Source organism: Azospirillum sp. B2RO_4 (assembly GCF_051124815.1).
GTDB lineage: Bacteria > Pseudomonadota > Alphaproteobacteria > Azospirillales > Azospirillaceae > Azospirillum.
The window spans coordinates 198566-215500 of record NZ_CP118485.1; the positions used below are offsets into that span (position 1 = coordinate 198566).

Sequence of the window (16935 nt, forward strand, 5' to 3'; positions counted from 1 at the left end):
TCCGGCCGATTGCAAGGACCCTGAACGATGGCAGGCCCTGGCCGCAAGGGTCGTTGACGTAGATCAATGTTGCTGAACCCCCCCATACACATAGTGGCGTCCATTGGAGACAGGCGCGCCCGGCGTCCTTTTCGGCATTTCCGAGTGCAACCTGTCCCGCTCCTTAACAGTACGTACCCAGTGGTGGTGCAACCCAGAAGGCGCGGCCCCACGGCCGCCCGGGGCAAACGGGAGAGATTGTATGACATCAGCGACTCTGACTTCAGGGGCCACCCTGGGCAGCCAGCGGGTGTCGGAAGACGTGCGTTACAATGAGGACGCCATCCGACTCTTCGTTATCGCTGCAGTGTTCTGGGGCGTGGTCGGTTTCCTGGCCGGCACCTTCATCGCTCTGCAGCTGGCCTTCCCGGCGCTGAATCTCGGGCTGGAGTGGACGAGCTTCGGGCGCCTGCGCCCGGTCCACACCTCGGCCGTGATTTTCGCGTTCGGCGGCAACGTGCTGCTCGCCACCTCGCTCTATTCGGTCCAGCGGACCTGCCGCCAGCATCTCTTCGGGGGCGAAGGGCTGGCGAAGTTCATCTTCTGGAACTACAACATCTTCATCGTGCTCGCGGCGCTGAGCTATGTCCTGGGCTTCACCCAGGGCAAGGAATACGCCGAGCCGGAGTGGATCCTCGACCTGTACCTGACGGTCGTCTGGGTGCTCTATGCGGTCCAGTTCATCGGCACCGTGATGACGCGGCGCGAGTCGCACATCTATGTGGCGAACTGGTTCTTCATGGCGTTCATCCTGACCGTCGCCATCCTGCACATCGGCAACAACGTCAACGTTCCGGTGTCGCTGTTCGGCATGAAGTCCTACACCTACGTGTCGGGCGTGCAGAGCGCGATGGTGCAGTGGTGGTACGGCCACAACGCGGTCGGCTTCTTCCTGACCGCCGGCTTCCTGGGCATCATGTACTATTTCGTGCCCAAGCGCGCCGAGCGGCCGGTCTATTCCTACCGCCTGTCGATCGTCCACTTCTGGACCCTGATCTTCCTCTACATCTGGGCCGGCCCGCACCACCTGCACTACACCTCCCTGCCGGACTGGGCGCAGACGCTGGGCATGACCTTCTCCGTCATGCTGTGGATGCCGTCCTGGGGCGGCATGATCAACGGCATCATGACCCTGTCGGGCGCCTGGGATAAGCTGCGCACCGACCCGGTCCTGCGTTTCCTGGTCACCTCGGTCGCCTTCTACGGCATGTCGACCTTCGAAGGCCCGCTGATGTCGGTGAAGCCGGTCAACGCCCTGTCGCACTACACCGACTGGACCGTCGGCCACGTGCACTCTGGCGCGCTCGGCTGGGTCGCCTTCATCTCCTTCGGCGCGATCTACTACCTGGTTCCGGTGCTGTGGAAGCGCTCGCAGCTCTACAGCCTGCGTCTGGTCAGCTACCACTTCTGGACCGCCACCATCGGCATCGTGCTGTACATCACCGCCATGTGGGTGTCGGGCATCATGCAGGGCCTGATGTGGCGCGCCTACGACAACCTGGGCTTCCTGCAGTACTCCTTCGTGGAGACCGTCGCGGCGATGCACCCGTTCTACGTGATCCGCGCGATGGGCGGCGTCCTGTTCGTCACCGGCGCTCTCATCATGGTCTACAACCTGTGGCGCACGGCGAAGGGCGATGTCCGCATCGAGAAGCCCTATGTCACCACGCCGCACAAGGCGACGGTCGGCGCGGCCTGACGCTAGGGAAGGATGCGAGAAATGGCTCAGGATAAAAAGGGCTTCAGCCACGACCTGATCGAGCGGAACACCCTTCTGCTGATCGTGCTCGTGCTGATCACCGTGTCGATCGGCGGTCTGGTTCAGATCGTCCCGCTCTTCACGATCGAATCGACCATCGAGAAGGTGGAGGGGGTCCGTCCCTACTCCCCGCTCGAGCTGGCCGGGCAGAACATCTACTTCCGCGAAGGCTGCTACAACTGCCACAGCCAGCAGATCCGTCCGTTCCGTGACGAGGTCGAACGCTATGGTCACTACTCGCTGGCGGCGGAGTCGATGTATGACCATCCGTTCCAGTGGGGCTCCAAGCGCACCGGCCCGGATCTGGCCCGCGTCGGCGGCAAATACTCCAACGACTGGCAGGTCGCCCATCTGGTGAACCCGCGCGCGGTCGTGCCGGAGTCGATCATGCCGACCTACGGCTGGATGAAGGACCGTCCGCTGAACTACGGCGACATCGCCGACCACCTGAAGACCCTGAAGATCGTCGGGGTGCCCTACACCGACGAGCAGATCGCCAACGCCAAGGCCGACCTGGAAGCGCAGAAGAACCCGGACGCCGATACCGCCGGGCTGATGAAGCGCTACCCGAAGGCCGTGGTCGCGAACTTCACCGGCAGCAAGACCGTCACCGAAATGGACGCTCTGGTTGCCTACCTGCAAGTGCTGGGCACCATGGTGGATTTCACCAAGTACCAGTCCAAGCAACTGCAGCAGTAATCGGGGGAGGAATCCATGGACTTGGATTCGATCACGGTGATGCTTCGGTCCTTCTGGACGGTGTGGTTGATGCTGCTGCTGACGGGTATCCTGGTTTACGCCATGTGGCCCGGCAACCGCCGCACCTTCGACGACGCCGCCCAGATCCCGCTCAAGGATGATGGTCAGGAGCTTTAGACCATGGCACAGAATTACAAGGACGAGCTGTCCGGCGTCGAGACCACCGGCCACGAGTGGGATGGACTGCGCGAGCTGAACAATCCGCTGCCGAAGTGGTGGCTGTATCTCTTCTACGTCTGCATCGCCTGGGCGATGGTGTACTACGTGTTCTACCCGGCCTGGCCGCTGGGCAAGACCTACACGAAGGGCATCCTCGGCTATTCCCAGCGCGAGGAGCTGGACACCAAGCTGGCGGAAGCGAAGGCCGGCCAGGCCAAGTACCTGACCGCCATCGCCGCCAAGTCGGTCGACGAAATCCAGAAGGACAAGGACCTGCTGGGCTTCGCGATGGCCGGCGGCCGGTCCTACTTCAACGAGAACTGCGCCGCCTGCCACGGCGCCGGCGGCCAGGGTGCCAAGGGCTTCCCGACGCTGGCCGACGACGTGTGGCTGTGGGGCGGTGCCTCGGCCGACATCTACAAGACCATCCAGCACGGCATCCGCTCGGATGACGGCGACACCCGCGGCGTGCCGAACGTCGGCATGACCGCCTTCGGCAAGGACGGCATCCTCACCCGCGATCAGATCGATCAGGTGACGGACTATGTCCTGTCGCTGAACGGCAAGCCTGCCGACGCCGGCAAGGCCGAAAAGGGCAAGACCGTCTATGACGAGAACTGCGCCGCCTGCCACGGCGACGCGGCCCAGGGTGCGGTTGCCGCCGGTCTCGACGGCATTGGCGCCCCCCCGCTGAAGCAGGCCAACTGGCTCTACGGCGGCGACAAGGCCACGCTGATGGAGACGGTGACCAACGGCCGCGCCGGCGTGATGCCGGCCTGGTCCAAGCGTCTGGACGACGCGACCATCAAGTCGCTGGCGGTCTACGTCCACAACCTGGGCGGCGGCAAGTAAGCCGTCGGTCCTGGGAACAGGTTCGGAACCGACCGGAAGGGCGCCGGGGAGATCTCTCCCCGGCGCCTTTTCTTATGTGGAACTGGCGGCCGGACGGCGGTTTCGTTAACTTCCTGTCATTTGATCCATCGCAATGTACCTGCGGCAATCGGTCGCCATAGTGCCTCCCGACCGGCCACACACATCGTCGATCAAACGCCGCCGATCGAAAGCAGCCGACCAGTCGAAGGGCAGCCAGCGACCATGAGCATCAGCACCGCCACCGGAAACCGTCCCGTCTCCCCGAAGCCTGGAAAGGCATCGCGCCAGCCGGGATGGTACATCCCCTGGATCTTCGTCGGCGTCTTCATGATCGTCCTGGCGGTGAACGGGGTGATGGTCCATTTCGCGATGTCGAGCTGGACCGGGGTGGAGACCGAGAACCACTTCATCAAGGGTCTCGGCTACAACAACGACCTCGCCGGCGCCCGCGCCCAGGCGGAGCGCGGCTGGCAGGTCGAGCCTCAATTCACCAGCACCGAGCCGCGCAAGGCCGTCATCGCCATCACCGCCCGCGACAAGGCCGGCCATGTCCTGAAGGACGCCACCGTCACCGTGACGATGATCCGCCCGACCGCGGAGGGGCATGACAAGAGCCTGACGCTGCCCTATCTGGGCGAGGGCCGCTATGGCGCCCCGGTGGAACTGGATCTGGAAGGCCAGTGGGACATGCGCTTCGTCATCACCCACGCCACCGGCGACTATCAGGACCAGAAGCGCGTCTGGGTGCAGTGACGGCGGCGACACCGCCGCGACCGGGACAGCCAGGGTGACCTTGAGATGACCGTCTGCCTCCATTGCGGACAAGAGCTGGGCGAAGGCGCGCAAACCGGGGGGCTGACCGCCGGTGTGACGACCGTCGGTGTGACGACCGCCGCGGACGGGGCGGGTCCCTTCTGCTGCACCGGCTGCGCCGCCGCCTACGACCTCGTTCGCGGGCTGGGGCTGGAGCGCTATTACGAGCGCCGCAGCGTCGATCCCACCGCCCGGCCGCTGCGCCCCGACGAGACCCCCGCCGCCGATTACGAACCGCATGCGCGCGAGGAATCCGACGGCAGCCGCAGCCTGCACCTGATGGTCGACGGCATGCAGTGCGCGGCCTGCGTCTGGCTGATCGAATCGGCGCTCAGCCGCCAGCCGGGCATCGGTCAGGCCCGCATGAACATGACCACGCGCCGGCTGACCGTGCGCTGGAACCCCAAGGAGACCGACGCCAACGCGGTGGTCGGCACCGTGGCGCAGCTGGGATATCGCGCCGTGCCCTTCGACCCGGAGCGGCTGGGCGGCGCCCAGGCGAAGAGCGAGAAGGAACTGCTGCGCGCCATGGCGGTGGCGGGCTTCGCCATGGGCAACGTCATGCTGCTGTCGGTGTCGGTCTGGGCCGGCCACAGCCAGGGGATGGGCACCGCCACCCGCGACCTGATGCATTGGATTTCGGCGCTGGTCTGCATGCCGGCCATCGCCTATGCGCTGCGTCCCTTCGCGCGCTCGGCGCTGTCGGCGCTCAGCCACGGCCGCACCAACATGGACGTGCCGATCACCATCGGCGTCCTGCTCGCCACCGGCATGAGCCTGTTCGAGACGATCCACAGCGGCGAGCACGCCTATTTCGACGGCGCGGTGATGCTGCTGTTCTTCCTGCTGATCGGCCGCTATCTCGACCAGCGGGCGCGCGGCCGGGCGCGCTCGGCGGCGGAACAGCTGCTGGGCCTGCGCGCCAACGCCGTCACCATCCTGAACGCGGATGGCACCACCGCCGTGGTGGCGCCGGAGCAGGTCGGCCCCGGAGCCACCATCCTGGTCGCCGCCGGCGAACGCATCCCCGTCGACGGCCGGGTGTCCGACGGCGTGTCGGATCTCGACACTGCGCTCATCACCGGCGAGACGGTGCCGGGCACCGCGCGGCCGGGCGATCAGGTCTTCGCCGGCACCCTGAACCTGACCGCGCCGCTGCGCCTGACCGTCACCGCGGTGGGGGAGGGCACGCTGCTGGCCGAGATCGTCCGGCTGATGGAGGTGGCGGAGCAGGGGCGCGCCAAGTACGTGGCCATCGCCGACCGGGTGTCGCGCCTCTACGCCCCCGTCGTGCATCTGACCGCGCTGACCACCTTCGCCGCCTGGATGCTGCTGGGCGGGGTCGTGTGGCAGGACGCGCTGATGAACGCCATCGCCGTGCTGATTATCACCTGCCCCTGCGCGCTGGCGCTGGCCGTGCCGGTGGTGCAGGTGATCGCCAGCGGCCGGCTGATGCGGCAGGGCACCCTGCTGAAAAGCCCGACCGCGTTGGAGCGGCTCGCCACCATCGACACGGTGGTGTTCGACAAGACCGGCACCCTGACCGAGGGGCGGCCGGTGCCGCAGCTGGACGGGCTGGCGGCGGAGGATCTGGCGCTGGCGGCCTCGCTCGCCGCGGCCAGCCGCCATCCGCTGGCCCGCGCGCTGGCGGCCGTTGCGCCGGAGGTGCCGGTGGCCGCGGGCGTGCGCGAGATCGCCGGCGCCGGCCTGTCGCTGCAGACGGCGGACGGCGAGGTGCGGCTGGGCAGTCGCCGTTTCACCGGCGCGCCGGCGGACGCCGAGGACGCCGCCGGGCCGGAGCTGTGGCTGGCCCGTCCGGGCGAAGAGCCGCGCCGGATCGTCTTCCTCGACGCCCCGCGCCCCGATGCTGCCGCCGTGGTGGCGGCGCTGAAGGCGCGCGGGCTGGAGGTGAAGCTGCTGTCGGGTGACCGCCGGGGTGCGGTGGCGGCGGTGGCGGAGCGGCTGGGCATCGCCGACTGGCGGGCCGAGCAGGCGCCGGCCGACAAGACCGCGGTGCTGGCCGACCTGGCGGCGCAGGGTCGTACCGTGCTGATGGTCGGCGACGGGCTGAACGACGCGCCGGCGCTGGCCGCCGCCGCGGTGTCGATGTCGCCCTCCACCGCGGTGGACGTCAGCCAGACCGCCGCCGACGTGGTGTTCCAGGGTCGCCTGCTGCGCCCGATCGTCGAGACGCTGGAGGTTTCCCGCCGCTCCGGCCGTCTGGTGAAGCAGAATTTCGGCATCGCGCTGGTGTATAACCTGTGCGCCGTGCCGCTCGCGATGGGGGGGCTGCTGACGCCGCTGCTGGCGGCGCTGGCCATGTCGTCCTCGTCGCTGATCGTCATTCTCAACGCGCTGCGGCTGGCCCGCGGCGCCGTCGTCAAGGATCTTCCCCTGCGGGACATCGCCGCGCGGGAAGCGTCGGGTAAGGATTCGGGTGATGGACGAGCTTCTCTATCTGATCGCGATCGCGCTGAGCCTGGGCGGTCTGGGGCTGGGGGCCTTTCTGTGGGCGCTTAAGTCCGGCCAGTTCGACGATCTCGACGGAGCGGCCCATCGCGTGCTGTTCGACGACGACCTGCCGCCCCCCGCCCGCGCCGGGCATGAACCGGCCAAGCCGGCGGAGGCCGCGCGCGGGCAATAGCCCCAAGTCCGATATGGGCAATGAAGGGGTTGTATGCGTGCAAGGTTGCGATTCTCTGCGATTGCCACCAATATGGGCGCATGCGGAATGAAAGGCTGGGTTCCTCCATGCCACCCTTCGATATGGTCCGGGCTCGCGACAAGAGCGCTGCGACGGAAATGAATCCCTGCGGGGCCTGTCCCGTGCGCAGCCTGACGGTGTGCGCGGCGCTGGAACCCGAGGAATTGCGCCGTCTCGCCGACATTCTGCAGAATGTGCGCATCGATGCCGGCCACACCCTGTTCGCCGAGGGTGACGCCGCCGACGCGCTCTACAACGTCACGTCCGGTACGGTGAAGCTGTACAAGCTGCTGCCGGACGGGCGCCGCCAGATCACCGGATTCCTGGTGACCGGCGATTTCCTTGGGCTGGCCGTCAACGACAGCTATGCCTACACCGCCGAGTCGGTGACCAGCGCCTCGCTCTGCCGCTTCCCGCGCAAGAAGATCGACGCGCTGCTGGAGGAATTTCCCAAGATGCAGCGGCGCCTGTTCTCCATGGCGTCGAACGAGCTGGCCGCCGCGCAGGACCAGATGCTTCTGCTCGGCCGCAAGACGGCGAAGGAGAAGATCTGCTCCTTCCTGCTGATGCTGTCGCAGCGCGCCGCCCGCCGCGGCCACAAGGAAAACCCGGTCTTCGTGCCGATGAGCCGCGCCGACATCGCCGACTATCTGGGCCTGACCACCGAAACCGTCAGCCGCACCTTCACCCAGCTGAAGACCGCCGGGGTGATCTCGCTGCAGGAAGGCAACAAGGTCCTGATCGCCGACCTCGACGCCATGTACGATCTGGCCGAAGGGGCGTAAGGCAGGGCGTCCGCCGCTTTACCGGGGACGCCGCCGCGTCACGAAGCGGTCAATCGACGGGCCGCAGTTCGAACAGCAGCCACACCAGCATCGACACCACGAGGATCGCGCCGGCCTGATGGGCGGCGGCGATGGGGATCCACACCACGGTCAGCAGCGTGGCGATGCCCATGGCGATCTGCAGCAGGACCATGACGCCCGACGCCAGCGCGGCGCGGCCGGCGCGGCCGGGCAGGCGGGCGTTCACGACGCGGACGGCCAGCACCAGAACCACCACCCCGGTCAGGATCGCCAGCGTGCGGTGGATCAGCTGGATCGCCGCGGTGTTCTCGAACGGGTTGATCCACCAGGGGGTCAGCGTGTTCACCTCCGGCGGGATCCAGTGGCCGGCCATCAGCGGGAAGGTGTTGTAGGCGAAGCCGGCATCCGATCCGGCGACGAAGGCGCCCCAGACGATGGTGACGGCGACCAGCCCGAGCGCCCAGCGGGCGTGACGGCGCAACGGCGCCGATTCCGGCCGCCAGCCAGCCAGCGGCAGCGGGTCGAGCAGGCCGAACGCGGTGCGCAGCAGCAGGGCATAGATCAGGATCGCGGTGCTGAGATGCAGGGCCAGCCGGTAATGGCTGACGTTCGGCGAATCGACCAGCCCGCTCTTCACCATGAACCAGCCGATGCCGCCCTGCAGCCCGCCCAGCAGGAACAGCCCGGCCAGTTTCGGCCACAGCTCCGCCGAGATGCGGCCCTGCATCCAGAAGCGCAGGAAGGGGATCAGGAAGACGAAGCCGATCAGCTGGCCCCACAGCCGGTGGAACCACTCCCACCAGAAGATCGACTGGAAGCCGGCCAAATCCATGTGGCTGTTGTAGATGCGGAATTCCGGCGTCGCCTTATAGAGGTCGAAGACGCGGTTCCACTCCGCCGAGGACAGCGGCGGCAGGATGCCGATCAGCGGCTTCCACTCCACCATCGACAGGCCGGATTCCGTCAGCCGGGTGATGGCGCCGATCACGGCCATGGCCAGCACCATGGCGGCGCAGATCAGAAGCCAGACGGCGATGGGCCGGTTCGGGTTTGGTGACGTGGGGGCGGCGAGGCTGTCGGAGGCGAAGGCGGTCAAGGCGGCATTCCGGAGCGCGGCGGTGGGATGTTCGCCAATGTGGTGCGAACATCCCGCCGCGTCAAACGCCTCTTGTCAGGTGCTTCCTGGCCGAGCCCGCCGGATGGCGGATCAGACGACCCCGTCGGCGGTGGTCACGCCGGCCTGGGGCTGGGCGGTCTGGCCGTCGAACAGCGCCTCTTCCGCCGCGCGGCGGGCGACGAGGCCGGCCAGCTTGGTCTTCTTGCCGTTCACCGTGGCATAGACCCAGCGGCCGAACTGGTCGGCGGCCCCGGCGTAATCGCCGGCATTCAGCAGCTTCAGCAGGGTCGAGCTTTGCAGGCTGCCGGCGCCGAGGTTGAAGACGAAGGAGGACAGCGCGCCGCGCTGGTCGTCGTTCAGCGCCACCTTCACCAGCGCGTCGACGTGACCCGCCGCCTGGGTCAGGTCGGCGGCGAGAAACGCGTCGGCCTGCTCCGCGGTGATGGTCTGCCCCATCTTCACCCCGGCGGTGTGGCCGTACCCGATGGTGGGAACGCCGGCCGGGCAGAGATAGGCGTTGAGGTACAGGCCCTCGAAATGCTTCACGAGATCGACCGCGGCTTGGCAGACCGGCTTGGTGGTCATGGATGGGAACTCCCGGTTGGCGCGCCGGGCGGACATCCTCCGCCCGCAACGGGAGCGATCCTATCCAAGATACTCTTTTGGCGGGAAGTGTAGAATTCAAATTGCCGTATTTCGCTGCATGCCGGCCGGACAGGTCTGCCAAAGCGTCAGGTTCGGAGCATCAGGGCGTCAGCGTCTGCGCGGCGCCGAACAGCACGAACAGGGCGAACAGCAGCGCGAACAGTCCGGCGATGGTGGTGATTTCCAGCAGCGCTTCCACCAGCCGGCCCTCGCGAGTCCGCCAGTCCGCCGCCTTCCGCTTCGCCGCCATCATCCCCTCCGCCTCTGCAGTCCCGGTATTCGCTAAAATTTTAGCGAATACCGGGGAGTGGTGCTGTGACGGCAGTCACAGGAGGCGGAAGAGTACCGGCCGGGATCAGTGCCTGGGGTCAGTGAAGCCGGAAATCGGCGGCGGCGTGGCGAAGCTCGCCGGGGGTGATCAGGGTCTGGCTCGCCAGCCGCACCGAATGCAGCTTGCCGTCCAGAGTGCGCTGCCAGAATTCGAGGAAGCGGCGCAGCACCGGATAGTCCGGCGCCCGGTCCAGCTCCTGCCACAGATAGCACTGCAGCAGGCCGGGATGGTCCGGCATATGGTAGAGAATCTCGGCGGTGGTCAGGCGGAAATCGCGGAGCTGGAGGCTGAGATCGGCCATGCGCGGACTCCCATGCTGAGGGTGTAACGGCCGGACGCTTCGTGACCGTTTGAAGAAATCTTGCCTGCGCGCGGTCTGTCGCGCAACTGGATAAATTAATGTTTTTCAATGTGTTAGCAGCATTTCCGGGCGAGTGCTGCCGGCATTTGCGCCAAATTCCGAAACGAGCCTCTTGAATCCCCAAAGCGCTTGGATTAGCTGTCTGGCACTCGCCGGGAGGGAGTGCTAACAGCCGCCGCCCGCGCCAATCCGCGTCAGTCAGAACCAAGCCTTGATCCAAGGAGGCATTCCATGAAGTTCCGCCCGCTGCACGACCGCGTCGTCGTCAAGCGTCTGGAGTCCGACACCAAGACCAAGGGTGGGATCATCATCCCCGACACGGCCAAGGAAAAGCCGCAGGAAGGCGAGATCATCGCCGTCGGCCCCGGCGCCCGTGACGAGTCGGGCAAGGTCGTGGCGCTGGACGTCAAGGCCGGCGACCGCATCCTGTTCGGCAAGTGGTCGGGCACGGAAGTGAAGATCGAAGGCGTCGATTACCTGATCATGAAGGAATCGGACATCATGGGCGTCATCGAGGCCTAAGTCCTCCGCCCGTATCCTTCGAAATTTACAAGTTAAAGGAATCGAGACATGGCTGCCAAAGACGTCAAGTTCGGCCCCACCGCGCGCGAAAAGCTGCTGCGTGGCGTTGACATCCTCGCCGACGCCGTGAAGGTCACGCTGGGCCCGAAGGGCCGCAACGTCGTGATCGAGAAGTCCTTCGGTGCTCCGCGCATCACCAAGGACGGCGTGTCGGTCGCCAAGGAAATCGAGCTGGCCGACAAGTTCGAGAACATGGGCGCCCAGATGGTCCGCGAGGTCGCCTCGAAGACCAACGATCTGGCCGGTGACGGCACCACCACCGCCACCGTCCTGGCCCAGGCCATCGTCCGCGAAGGCGTGACCAAGGTCGCCGCCGGCCTGAACCCGATGGACCTGAAGCGCGGCATCGACGTGGCCGTCGCCACCGTCGTCGCCGACATCCAGGCCCGCGCCAAGAAGGTCACGACCAACGACGAGATCGCCCAGGTCGGCACCATCTCCGCCAACGGCGAAGCCGAGATCGGCAAGATGATCGCCCAGGCGATGGAGAAGGTCGGCAACGAGGGCGTCATCACGGTGGAAGAGGCCAAGAGCCTGGACACCGAGCTGGACGTCGTCGAGGGCATGCAGTTCGACCGCGGCTACCTGTCGCCGTACTTCGTGACCAACGCCGACAAGATGGTCGCGGACCTCGAGAACCCGTACATCCTGCTGCACGAGAAGAAGCTGTCGGGCCTGCAGCCGCTGCTGCCGGTTCTGGAAGCCGTCGTCCAGTCCTCGCGTCCGCTGCTGATCATCGCCGAGGACATCGAGGGCGAGGCGCTGGCCACCCTGGTGGTCAACAAGCTGCGCGGCGGCCTGAAGATCGCCGCCGTCAAGGCTCCGGGCTTCGGTGATCGCCGCAAGGCGATGCTGGAGGACATGGCCATCCTGACCGGCGGCCAGGTCATCTCCGAAGACCTCGGCATCAAGCTCGAGAACGTCACCCTCGACATGCTGGGCACCGCCAAGAAGGTCGTGATCTCCAAGGAGACCACCACCATCGTCGACGGCGCCGGCGAGAAGGCCGACATCGAAGCCCGTTGCGGCCAGATCCGCGCGCAGGTCGAGGAGACCACCTCGGACTACGACCGCGAGAAGCTGCAGGAGCGTCTGGCCAAGCTGGCCGGCGGCGTCGCCGTCATCCGCGTCGGCGGTGCGACCGAGGTCGAGGTGAAGGAGCGCAAGGATCGCGTTGACGACGCGATGCACGCCACCCGCGCCGCCGTGGAAGAGGGTGTGGTCGCCGGCGGCGGCACCGCCCTGCTGTACGCCTCCAAGGCCCTGGACGCCCTGACCCCGGCCAACGACGAGCAGCGCGTCGGCATCGACATCATCCGTCGCGCCCTGCAGGCCCCGGTCCGTCAGATCGCCTACAACGCCGGCACCGACGGTTCGATCGTGGTCGGCAAGCTGCTGGACCAGAACGACACCAACTACGGCTACGACGCCCAGAAGGGTGAGTTCACCGATCTGGTCGCCGCCGGCATCATCGACCCGGTGAAGGTGGTTCGCACCGCCCTGCAGGATGCGGCCTCGATCGCCGGCCTGCTGATCACCACCGAGGCGATGATCGCCGAGAAGCCGGAGAAGAAGGCTGCTCCGGGCGGCATGCCGGGTGGCATGGGCGGCATGGACGACATGGGCTTCTAATAGCCCGTCGTTCCACCGTTCAGTTGTTCGGAAAGGGGCGCCTCCGCAAGGGGGCGCCCTTTTTCCATGCCGAAAGAGGGGGGCCGCCGCGCCGCCGTCGCCACAGCCCGGCATCCTGAAATGTCAAGGCGAAGTCCGCCTTGCTTTGCCGCGGTCGCCTCCCAATAATCCGCCCCTCTCTTGCCGGGTGCCCCAGCGTGGGGCGCCCTGGCCTCCTGACTTCCGTATTTTAACGAGGGCCTGTTCCATGCGCTCCTTCGAGGGCCAGCATTCCGACAACGTCGCCATCAAGCGCACCCGCGAGCAGAAGCAGCGCCAGCTGGTTCAGCTCAAGGAACAGCTGGCGACGCTGAAAGCCCACGCGGCCCCCGCCATCCGTGAAGCGCTGGTCAAGCGCATCGCCGAACTCGACGCCGAACTGCGCCAGCCCGCCAAGCCGCCCCGCGAAGGCCGCGAGGGTCGCGAGGGGCGTGGCGGTGAGGGCCGTGAAGACGCGCCGCGCCATCCCCGCCGCGAATCCCGCCCCAGCGTCTTCCGCGCCGAAGAGAACGGCGATCGGGGCGGCGCCCTGTCGGCGTCCAGCGTCTTCGCCTCGCCCCGCCGCCGCAGCTGAAGCACGGACAGCCCGATGCCCGCCGACCGCGTCGCCTCCGCCAAAGGATCCCGTCTGGCCGATCAGGCCTGGCTGCTGATGATGCTGCCGCCCCTGTTCTGGGCCGGCAACGCGGTCCTGGGGCGCGCGGTCGCCGGGGCGGTGCCGCCCATCGGTCTGGCCTTCTGGCGCTGGTGCCTGGGCATGCTGGTGGTGCTGCCCTTCGCCTGGCCGCACCTGCGCCACGACATCACGCCGATCCTGGCGCGGTGGAAGAGCGTCCTGCTGCTGGGCACGCTCGGCATCGGCATCTACAACACCTTTCAATACATCGCGCTGAACACGACCACCGCGCTGAACTGCGTGATGCTGCAGTCGTCGATGCCGGTGATGATCGTGCTGATGAGCCTCGTCCTGTTCCGCGACCGGATCGGGGCGATGCAGGGGGTCGGGATCGCCGTCTCCCTGGCCGGCGCGATGACGCTGATCTCCCACGGCGATCCGGCGACGCTGCTGGGGCTGGAGCTGAATGCCGGCGACGTCTGGATGCTGGCGGCGGTGGTGATCTATGCCGCCTACACCACGCTGCTGCGCCGCCGGCCGGCGATCCATGGCCTGAGCTTCGTCGTCGTCACCTTCGCCATCGGCGCGGTGGAACTGCTGCCCTTCTATATCTGGGAGAGCCTGAGCGGGCATCCGGTGCAGGCCAGCGGCATCACGCTGCTGGCGGTCGGCTATACCGTGCTGTTCCCGTCCATCGCCGCCTATCTGTGCTTCAACCGGGCGGTGGAACTGCTGGGTCCCAACACCGCCGGTCTCGCCATCCATCTGGTGCCGGTCTTCGGCAGCCTGCTGGCCATCCTGTTCCTGGGCGAGCAGCCGCATCTCTATCACGGGGCCGGCATCGCGCTGATCGCCGCCGGCATCGTCCTGGCGACCCGCCGCCGCGCCTGAGCGGAGGCGGCGGCCGGCGGCAATAAGAAAATTTCCGGCAAAGAGAAATTTTCGGACTACGCTGAAGAAATAAAAAAGCTAAGAATTGATTGTCCCGTGTGGGACAAAATTGGGACGGCGCTTCCTGTTGGCTGGCAATTGGCCCATAAGAAGAACTTGCGAATATATTTGGGAAGTTCGCCATCCGGTTTTGTGTTGCGCCACGGGATAGCGCTTTGATTGGATTTCTTGTTCGGGTGTTCGCCCGTATAATATCCCCGATATCCCTTTAGACAGCCCCACTATCCCTCGCGCCTGCGGCGGTCAATAAGGGATGACCGCTAAAATGCGGGTCATGGCGGCGGTTCGGTGTCGGATCGATCGTCATGTGGAGCCGGCGCTGTTCGCCGGTCCGATGTGGTGGAGGTCCCAAGATGCCCCTGCAAATGTCCGCGCCCGCCTACACGCAAACCGCCTGCCTGGTTCACATCGTCGACGGCGACCTGCTGTCGCGCAGCACGCTCTCGCGGGCGCTGGGCGCCGTCGGGATCGCCTGCCGGGTCCACAGCACCGCCGCCGACGCGCTGGCCGTGCTGGGCACCGCGTCCTCCTGCATCGTCCTGCGCAGCGACCTGCCGGACATGACCGCCATCGAATTCATGGCGGAGGCCTCGCTGCACGGGCATGACCTGCCGGTGCTGGTGGTGACCGAGCAGGGCGACGTCGACGCCGCCGTGGCCGCGATGAAGGCCGGCGCCATGGACTGCATCGCCCATCCCTTCGCCATCCCGGCCTTCCTGGAACGGCTGCGAGCCTGCCTCGCCTCCGGCAATCCCCAGGCACAGCAGCGCGACCGCAGCCGCGACGCCGTCCGCCGACTGGCCCTGCTGAGCCGCCGCGAGTCGGAGGTCCTGGAACTGATCGTCGAGGGCAAGCAGAGCAAGACCATCGCCTGGGAACTGGGCATCAGCATCAAGACGGTGGAGGTCCACCGCGCCCGCATCATGGAAAAGACCGGCTGCCGGTCCATCGTCGGGCTGGGCCGCCTGTGGGAGGCGGCGGAGATGCTGCGCGGGCGCGACCTGCCCCATGGGCTTCCCGTCCGCCAGTTGGCCCAGTCGGCGATCATGGAAGTGGCGGCATCCTGACGCAGCACGCGAAGCCAAGTCCTGAAGGTTGCGCTTCGCGCGGCTCCGGCCGGGCAAAAAATGAGACGAGACGTGTCCTTTGCATGGGATTGACCCCAAAGGGATTGTAAGGTTCTGGCGAAGAGCAACCAGAACGCCGACAGGAGCGGTTCGATGTTCCCCGATCATGGTCACCGTCGCATCGCCGTGGCGTCGCCCGACGACATCGCCACGGCGCGTCGGATCGCGGCGGAGCGGGCCGAGGGCGTGCTGGCGGACGAAGAGGCGGACCGGCTGGACCGGCTGGTGGCCGCGCTGGCCGAACATGCGCTGGGCCGCCCGGACGGGACACTGCTGATCGCGCGGATGCGGTCGGGCGCCGGCGTCGAGTGCCTGGCCTACGACCGCGATCCCGACACCCCCGAACCGCCGGCGCCCTCCGAGGACGATGCGCTTGCCGGGCTGGGCATCGCGCTGGAAACGGTTCGGGCGCAGGCCGACCGCTTCCACGTCCATGTGACGCCGGGCATCGGCTCGGCGCTGCTGGCCCGCGTTCTGCGGCCGGGGGCGGACGATGCGCCGCCGGCCGACGCCATGGTGCAGACCGGAGCGGTGATGGTCGAGCGGGGCGGGGGCGAGGCCGCGCGGGGCGGCCCCTTCATCGACCATTGGTATGTCAGCTGCGCTCCCGCCCGCGGCGGGGACGGCCCCTGCGGAATCGCGCTGATGATCGACGGCGACACGGTGGCCGGCGGCAATGCCGCCGCCGATGCCGAGGGCGGTTGCGACATCTATGGTCCTCCCCGCTATCCCCCCACGGTGATGACGCCCGGGGTGATCCGGCAGGTGGAGACGGTGGTCGCCGCCACGGTGCCCGGCCTCCCGGCGCCCATGGTGGTCAATGCGATCCGGCGCGATCTGAAGGGGCGGCCCGAACTGGGGCTTTCCGAGGACAAGACCCTGGCGCAGATCGGACGGGCCGCCGTCGCGGTTCTGCGCTTCGACGGTAGGGCCGTGGACTATACCGCGCTCGGCACCGTGGCCGGGGCGGTTGTGCGCCCGCAGGAACTGACGGCGCTCGGCGGGCGCTGGGCGTTGATCGGCTTCAACCCGCTGGCTCCCGCGGCGGTGCATCTGCTGTGGGGACCGGGCGACCACGTCGTGCTCTACACCGGCGGATGCGCCCGGCTGCCCGCCCTGTTCATCCGCCGTGACCTGCGCATGGTCGAACCGACGCTGGCGGCGCTGGTCCTGCTGCGCGACGGCGCGGTGTGCGACGACGACCACACCGTCCTGGTGCTGCGCAACCGCGCCGATCGGGTGCCGGCGTCTGCCGCCTGACGAGTCCTAGCGGCCCCAGCCATGCGGGCCACCGGGGCGTTCCCATGCATGCGGGTCGCCGTTGTGGTCCCATCCCCGCCGGCGCCAGCCGCGGTCGCCCCAATCGCGATCTCTCCGGCCGCGGTCGTCGTCCCACGAGCGGTAGCGGTAGCCGGGCTGCACGATGACCGGCGGCGGCACCGCATAGACGGTGGGCGGCGGCGCCACCACTGGCCCGCCGTAGGCTGGATAATAGGGATCGTAGCCATCGTAGGCGACACAGCCGGACAGCGTGGCCGCACCCGCGGCCAGAAGCAGGGCGGTCAGCATCTTCGGCAGGATCGTCGGTCGGATGGTGCGCATGGCCTTGCTTCCTGTCTTGC

General features: G+C 67.2%; 19 protein-coding genes. 14 read left to right on the top strand and 5 right to left on the bottom strand.

Annotated features, from left to right (window positions below):
• Nucleotides 1-241 precede the first annotated feature (241 nt).
• From ccoN to PWS46_RS00840, 8 genes are all read left to right on the top strand, one after another.
• On the top strand, nt 242-1738 hold the full coding sequence (gene ccoN / locus PWS46_RS00805; RefSeq protein ID WP_085087624.1) for a cytochrome-c oxidase, cbb3-type subunit I: 1497 nt from the start codon (nt 242-244) through the stop codon (nt 1736-1738).
• A gap of 21 nt (nt 1739-1759) precedes the next feature.
• Nucleotides 1760-2497, top strand: a complete 738-nt coding sequence (gene ccoO / locus PWS46_RS00810; RefSeq protein WP_434616781.1) for a cytochrome-c oxidase, cbb3-type subunit II — start codon at nt 1760-1762, stop codon at nt 2495-2497.
• A gap of 15 nt (nt 2498-2512) precedes the next feature.
• Entirely contained in the window at nt 2513-2674 is a 162-nt protein-coding gene (locus tag PWS46_RS00815) for a cbb3-type cytochrome c oxidase subunit 3 (RefSeq protein WP_012972963.1), read from the top strand.
• Between the two features lie 3 nt (nt 2675-2677).
• Nucleotides 2678-3568, top strand: a complete 891-nt coding sequence (gene ccoP / locus PWS46_RS00820) for a cytochrome-c oxidase, cbb3-type subunit III (protein WP_434616783.1) — start codon at nt 2678-2680, stop codon at nt 3566-3568.
• Between the two features lie 243 nt (nt 3569-3811).
• On the top strand, nt 3812-4342 hold the full coding sequence (locus tag PWS46_RS00825) for a FixH family protein (RefSeq protein ID WP_434616785.1): 531 nt from the start codon (nt 3812-3814) through the stop codon (nt 4340-4342).
• Nucleotides 4343-4387: 45 nt separating this feature from the next.
• On the top strand, nt 4388-6922 hold the full coding sequence (locus PWS46_RS00830) for a heavy metal translocating P-type ATPase metal-binding domain-containing protein (RefSeq protein ID WP_434616788.1): 2535 nt from the start codon (nt 4388-4390) through the stop codon (nt 6920-6922).
• Nucleotides 6843-7046 carry a cbb3-type cytochrome oxidase assembly protein CcoS gene (gene ccoS, locus PWS46_RS00835; protein WP_149273345.1) on the top strand — a complete coding sequence of 68 codons (204 nt, stop codon included), beginning with the start codon at nt 6843-6845 and terminating at the stop codon, nt 7044-7046. The genes PWS46_RS00830 and ccoS overlap by 80 nt, the downstream gene beginning before the upstream one ends.
• A gap of 158 nt (nt 7047-7204) precedes the next feature.
• Nucleotides 7205-7891 (top strand): Crp/Fnr family transcriptional regulator, encoded by a 687-nt coding sequence (locus PWS46_RS00840; protein ID WP_083897443.1) that lies wholly within the window; start codon nt 7205-7207, stop codon nt 7889-7891.
• Between the two features lie 49 nt (nt 7892-7940).
• Here the strand turns inward: PWS46_RS00840 and PWS46_RS00845 are convergent, their stop codons facing one another.
• The 4 genes from PWS46_RS00845 to PWS46_RS00860 all read right to left on the bottom strand — a co-directional run bounded on the left by PWS46_RS00845 (nt 7941) and on the right by PWS46_RS00860 (nt 10306).
• Complete coding sequence (locus PWS46_RS00845) at nt 7941-9008, bottom strand: COX15/CtaA family protein (protein WP_434616792.1); 1068 nt, start codon at nt 9006-9008, stop codon at nt 7941-7943.
• 111 nt (nt 9009-9119) lie between these two features.
• Complete coding sequence (locus PWS46_RS00850; protein WP_434616794.1) at nt 9120-9614, bottom strand: lysozyme; 495 nt, start codon at nt 9612-9614, stop codon at nt 9120-9122.
• A gap of 160 nt (nt 9615-9774) precedes the next feature.
• Nucleotides 9775-9927 (bottom strand): hypothetical protein, encoded by a 153-nt coding sequence (locus PWS46_RS00855; protein WP_167393307.1) that lies wholly within the window; start codon nt 9925-9927, stop codon nt 9775-9777.
• A 115-nt stretch (nt 9928-10042) separates the two neighbouring features.
• The gene (locus tag PWS46_RS00860; RefSeq protein ID WP_434616797.1) at nt 10043-10306 is read right to left on the bottom strand and encodes an usg protein; all 264 of its coding nucleotides are present in this window, start codon (nt 10304-10306) and stop codon (nt 10043-10045) included.
• Between the two features lie 291 nt (nt 10307-10597).
• Between PWS46_RS00860 and groES the strand changes: the two genes are divergently transcribed.
• From groES to PWS46_RS00890, 6 genes are all read left to right on the top strand, one after another.
• Nucleotides 10598-10888: a co-chaperone GroES gene (groES, locus tag PWS46_RS00865; protein WP_042702035.1), complete on the top strand. Its 291-nt coding sequence runs from the start codon at nt 10598-10600 to the stop codon at nt 10886-10888.
• A gap of 48 nt (nt 10889-10936) precedes the next feature.
• On the top strand, nt 10937-12580 hold the full coding sequence (gene groL, locus PWS46_RS00870) for a chaperonin GroEL (RefSeq protein ID WP_434616800.1): 1644 nt from the start codon (nt 10937-10939) through the stop codon (nt 12578-12580).
• A 247-nt stretch (nt 12581-12827) separates the two neighbouring features.
• A complete protein-coding gene (locus PWS46_RS00875) occupies nt 12828-13193 on the top strand; it encodes a hypothetical protein (RefSeq protein ID WP_434616803.1) in 366 nt (121 codons plus the stop codon).
• Nucleotides 13194-13208: 15 nt separating this feature from the next.
• Nucleotides 13209-14126, top strand: coding sequence for a DMT family transporter (locus tag PWS46_RS00880; protein WP_434616806.1), 918 nt, complete (start codon nt 13209-13211; stop codon nt 14124-14126).
• 413 nt (nt 14127-14539) lie between these two features.
• Nucleotides 14540-15253 (top strand): response regulator transcription factor, encoded by a 714-nt coding sequence (locus PWS46_RS00885; RefSeq protein ID WP_434616809.1) that lies wholly within the window; start codon nt 14540-14542, stop codon nt 15251-15253.
• Between the two features lie 153 nt (nt 15254-15406).
• Nucleotides 15407-16573, top strand: coding sequence for a hypothetical protein (locus PWS46_RS00890; RefSeq protein ID WP_434616812.1), 1167 nt, complete (start codon nt 15407-15409; stop codon nt 16571-16573).
• A gap of 6 nt (nt 16574-16579) precedes the next feature.
• On the opposite strand, the gene PWS46_RS00895 is transcribed toward PWS46_RS00890, so the two are convergent.
• A complete protein-coding gene (locus PWS46_RS00895; protein WP_434616815.1) occupies nt 16580-16915 on the bottom strand; it encodes a hypothetical protein in 336 nt (111 codons plus the stop codon).
• Nucleotides 16916-16935: the final 20 nt, after the last annotated feature.

What these genes read in the sequence shown, in the direction of transcription:
- ccoN (WP_085087624.1), top strand. Translation starts at nt 242, where the DNA reads ATGACATCAGCGACTCTGACTTCAGGGGCCACCCTGGGCAGCCAGCGG.
- ccoO (WP_434616781.1), top strand. Translation starts at nt 1,760, where the DNA reads ATGGCTCAGGATAAAAAGGGCTTCAGCCACGACCTGATCGAGCGGAAC.
- PWS46_RS00815 (WP_012972963.1), top strand. Translation starts at nt 2,513, where the DNA reads ATGGACTTGGATTCGATCACGGTGATGCTTCGGTCCTTCTGGACGGTG.
- ccoP (WP_434616783.1), top strand. Translation starts at nt 2,678, where the DNA reads ATGGCACAGAATTACAAGGACGAGCTGTCCGGCGTCGAGACCACCGGC.
- PWS46_RS00825 (WP_434616785.1), top strand. Translation starts at nt 3,812, where the DNA reads ATGAGCATCAGCACCGCCACCGGAAACCGTCCCGTCTCCCCGAAGCCT.
- PWS46_RS00830 (WP_434616788.1), top strand. Translation starts at nt 4,388, where the DNA reads ATGACCGTCTGCCTCCATTGCGGACAAGAGCTGGGCGAAGGCGCGCAA.
- ccoS (WP_149273345.1), top strand. Translation starts at nt 6,843, where the DNA reads ATGGACGAGCTTCTCTATCTGATCGCGATCGCGCTGAGCCTGGGCGGT.
- PWS46_RS00840 (WP_083897443.1), top strand. Translation starts at nt 7,205, where the DNA reads ATGAATCCCTGCGGGGCCTGTCCCGTGCGCAGCCTGACGGTGTGCGCG.
- PWS46_RS00850 (WP_434616794.1), bottom strand. Translation starts at nt 9,614, where the DNA reads ATGACCACCAAGCCGGTCTGCCAAGCCGCGGTCGATCTCGTGAAGCAT.
- PWS46_RS00855 (WP_167393307.1), bottom strand. Translation starts at nt 9,927, where the DNA reads ATGATGGCGGCGAAGCGGAAGGCGGCGGACTGGCGGACTCGCGAGGGC.
- PWS46_RS00860 (WP_434616797.1), bottom strand. Translation starts at nt 10,306, where the DNA reads ATGGCCGATCTCAGCCTCCAGCTCCGCGATTTCCGCCTGACCACCGCC.
- groES (WP_042702035.1), top strand. Translation starts at nt 10,598, where the DNA reads ATGAAGTTCCGCCCGCTGCACGACCGCGTCGTCGTCAAGCGTCTGGAG.
- groL (WP_434616800.1), top strand. Translation starts at nt 10,937, where the DNA reads ATGGCTGCCAAAGACGTCAAGTTCGGCCCCACCGCGCGCGAAAAGCTG.
- PWS46_RS00875 (WP_434616803.1), top strand. Translation starts at nt 12,828, where the DNA reads ATGCGCTCCTTCGAGGGCCAGCATTCCGACAACGTCGCCATCAAGCGC.
- PWS46_RS00880 (WP_434616806.1), top strand. Translation starts at nt 13,209, where the DNA reads ATGCCCGCCGACCGCGTCGCCTCCGCCAAAGGATCCCGTCTGGCCGAT.
- PWS46_RS00885 (WP_434616809.1), top strand. Translation starts at nt 14,540, where the DNA reads ATGCCCCTGCAAATGTCCGCGCCCGCCTACACGCAAACCGCCTGCCTG.
- PWS46_RS00890 (WP_434616812.1), top strand. Translation starts at nt 15,407, where the DNA reads ATGTTCCCCGATCATGGTCACCGTCGCATCGCCGTGGCGTCGCCCGAC.
- PWS46_RS00895 (WP_434616815.1), bottom strand. Translation starts at nt 16,915, where the DNA reads ATGCGCACCATCCGACCGACGATCCTGCCGAAGATGCTGACCGCCCTG.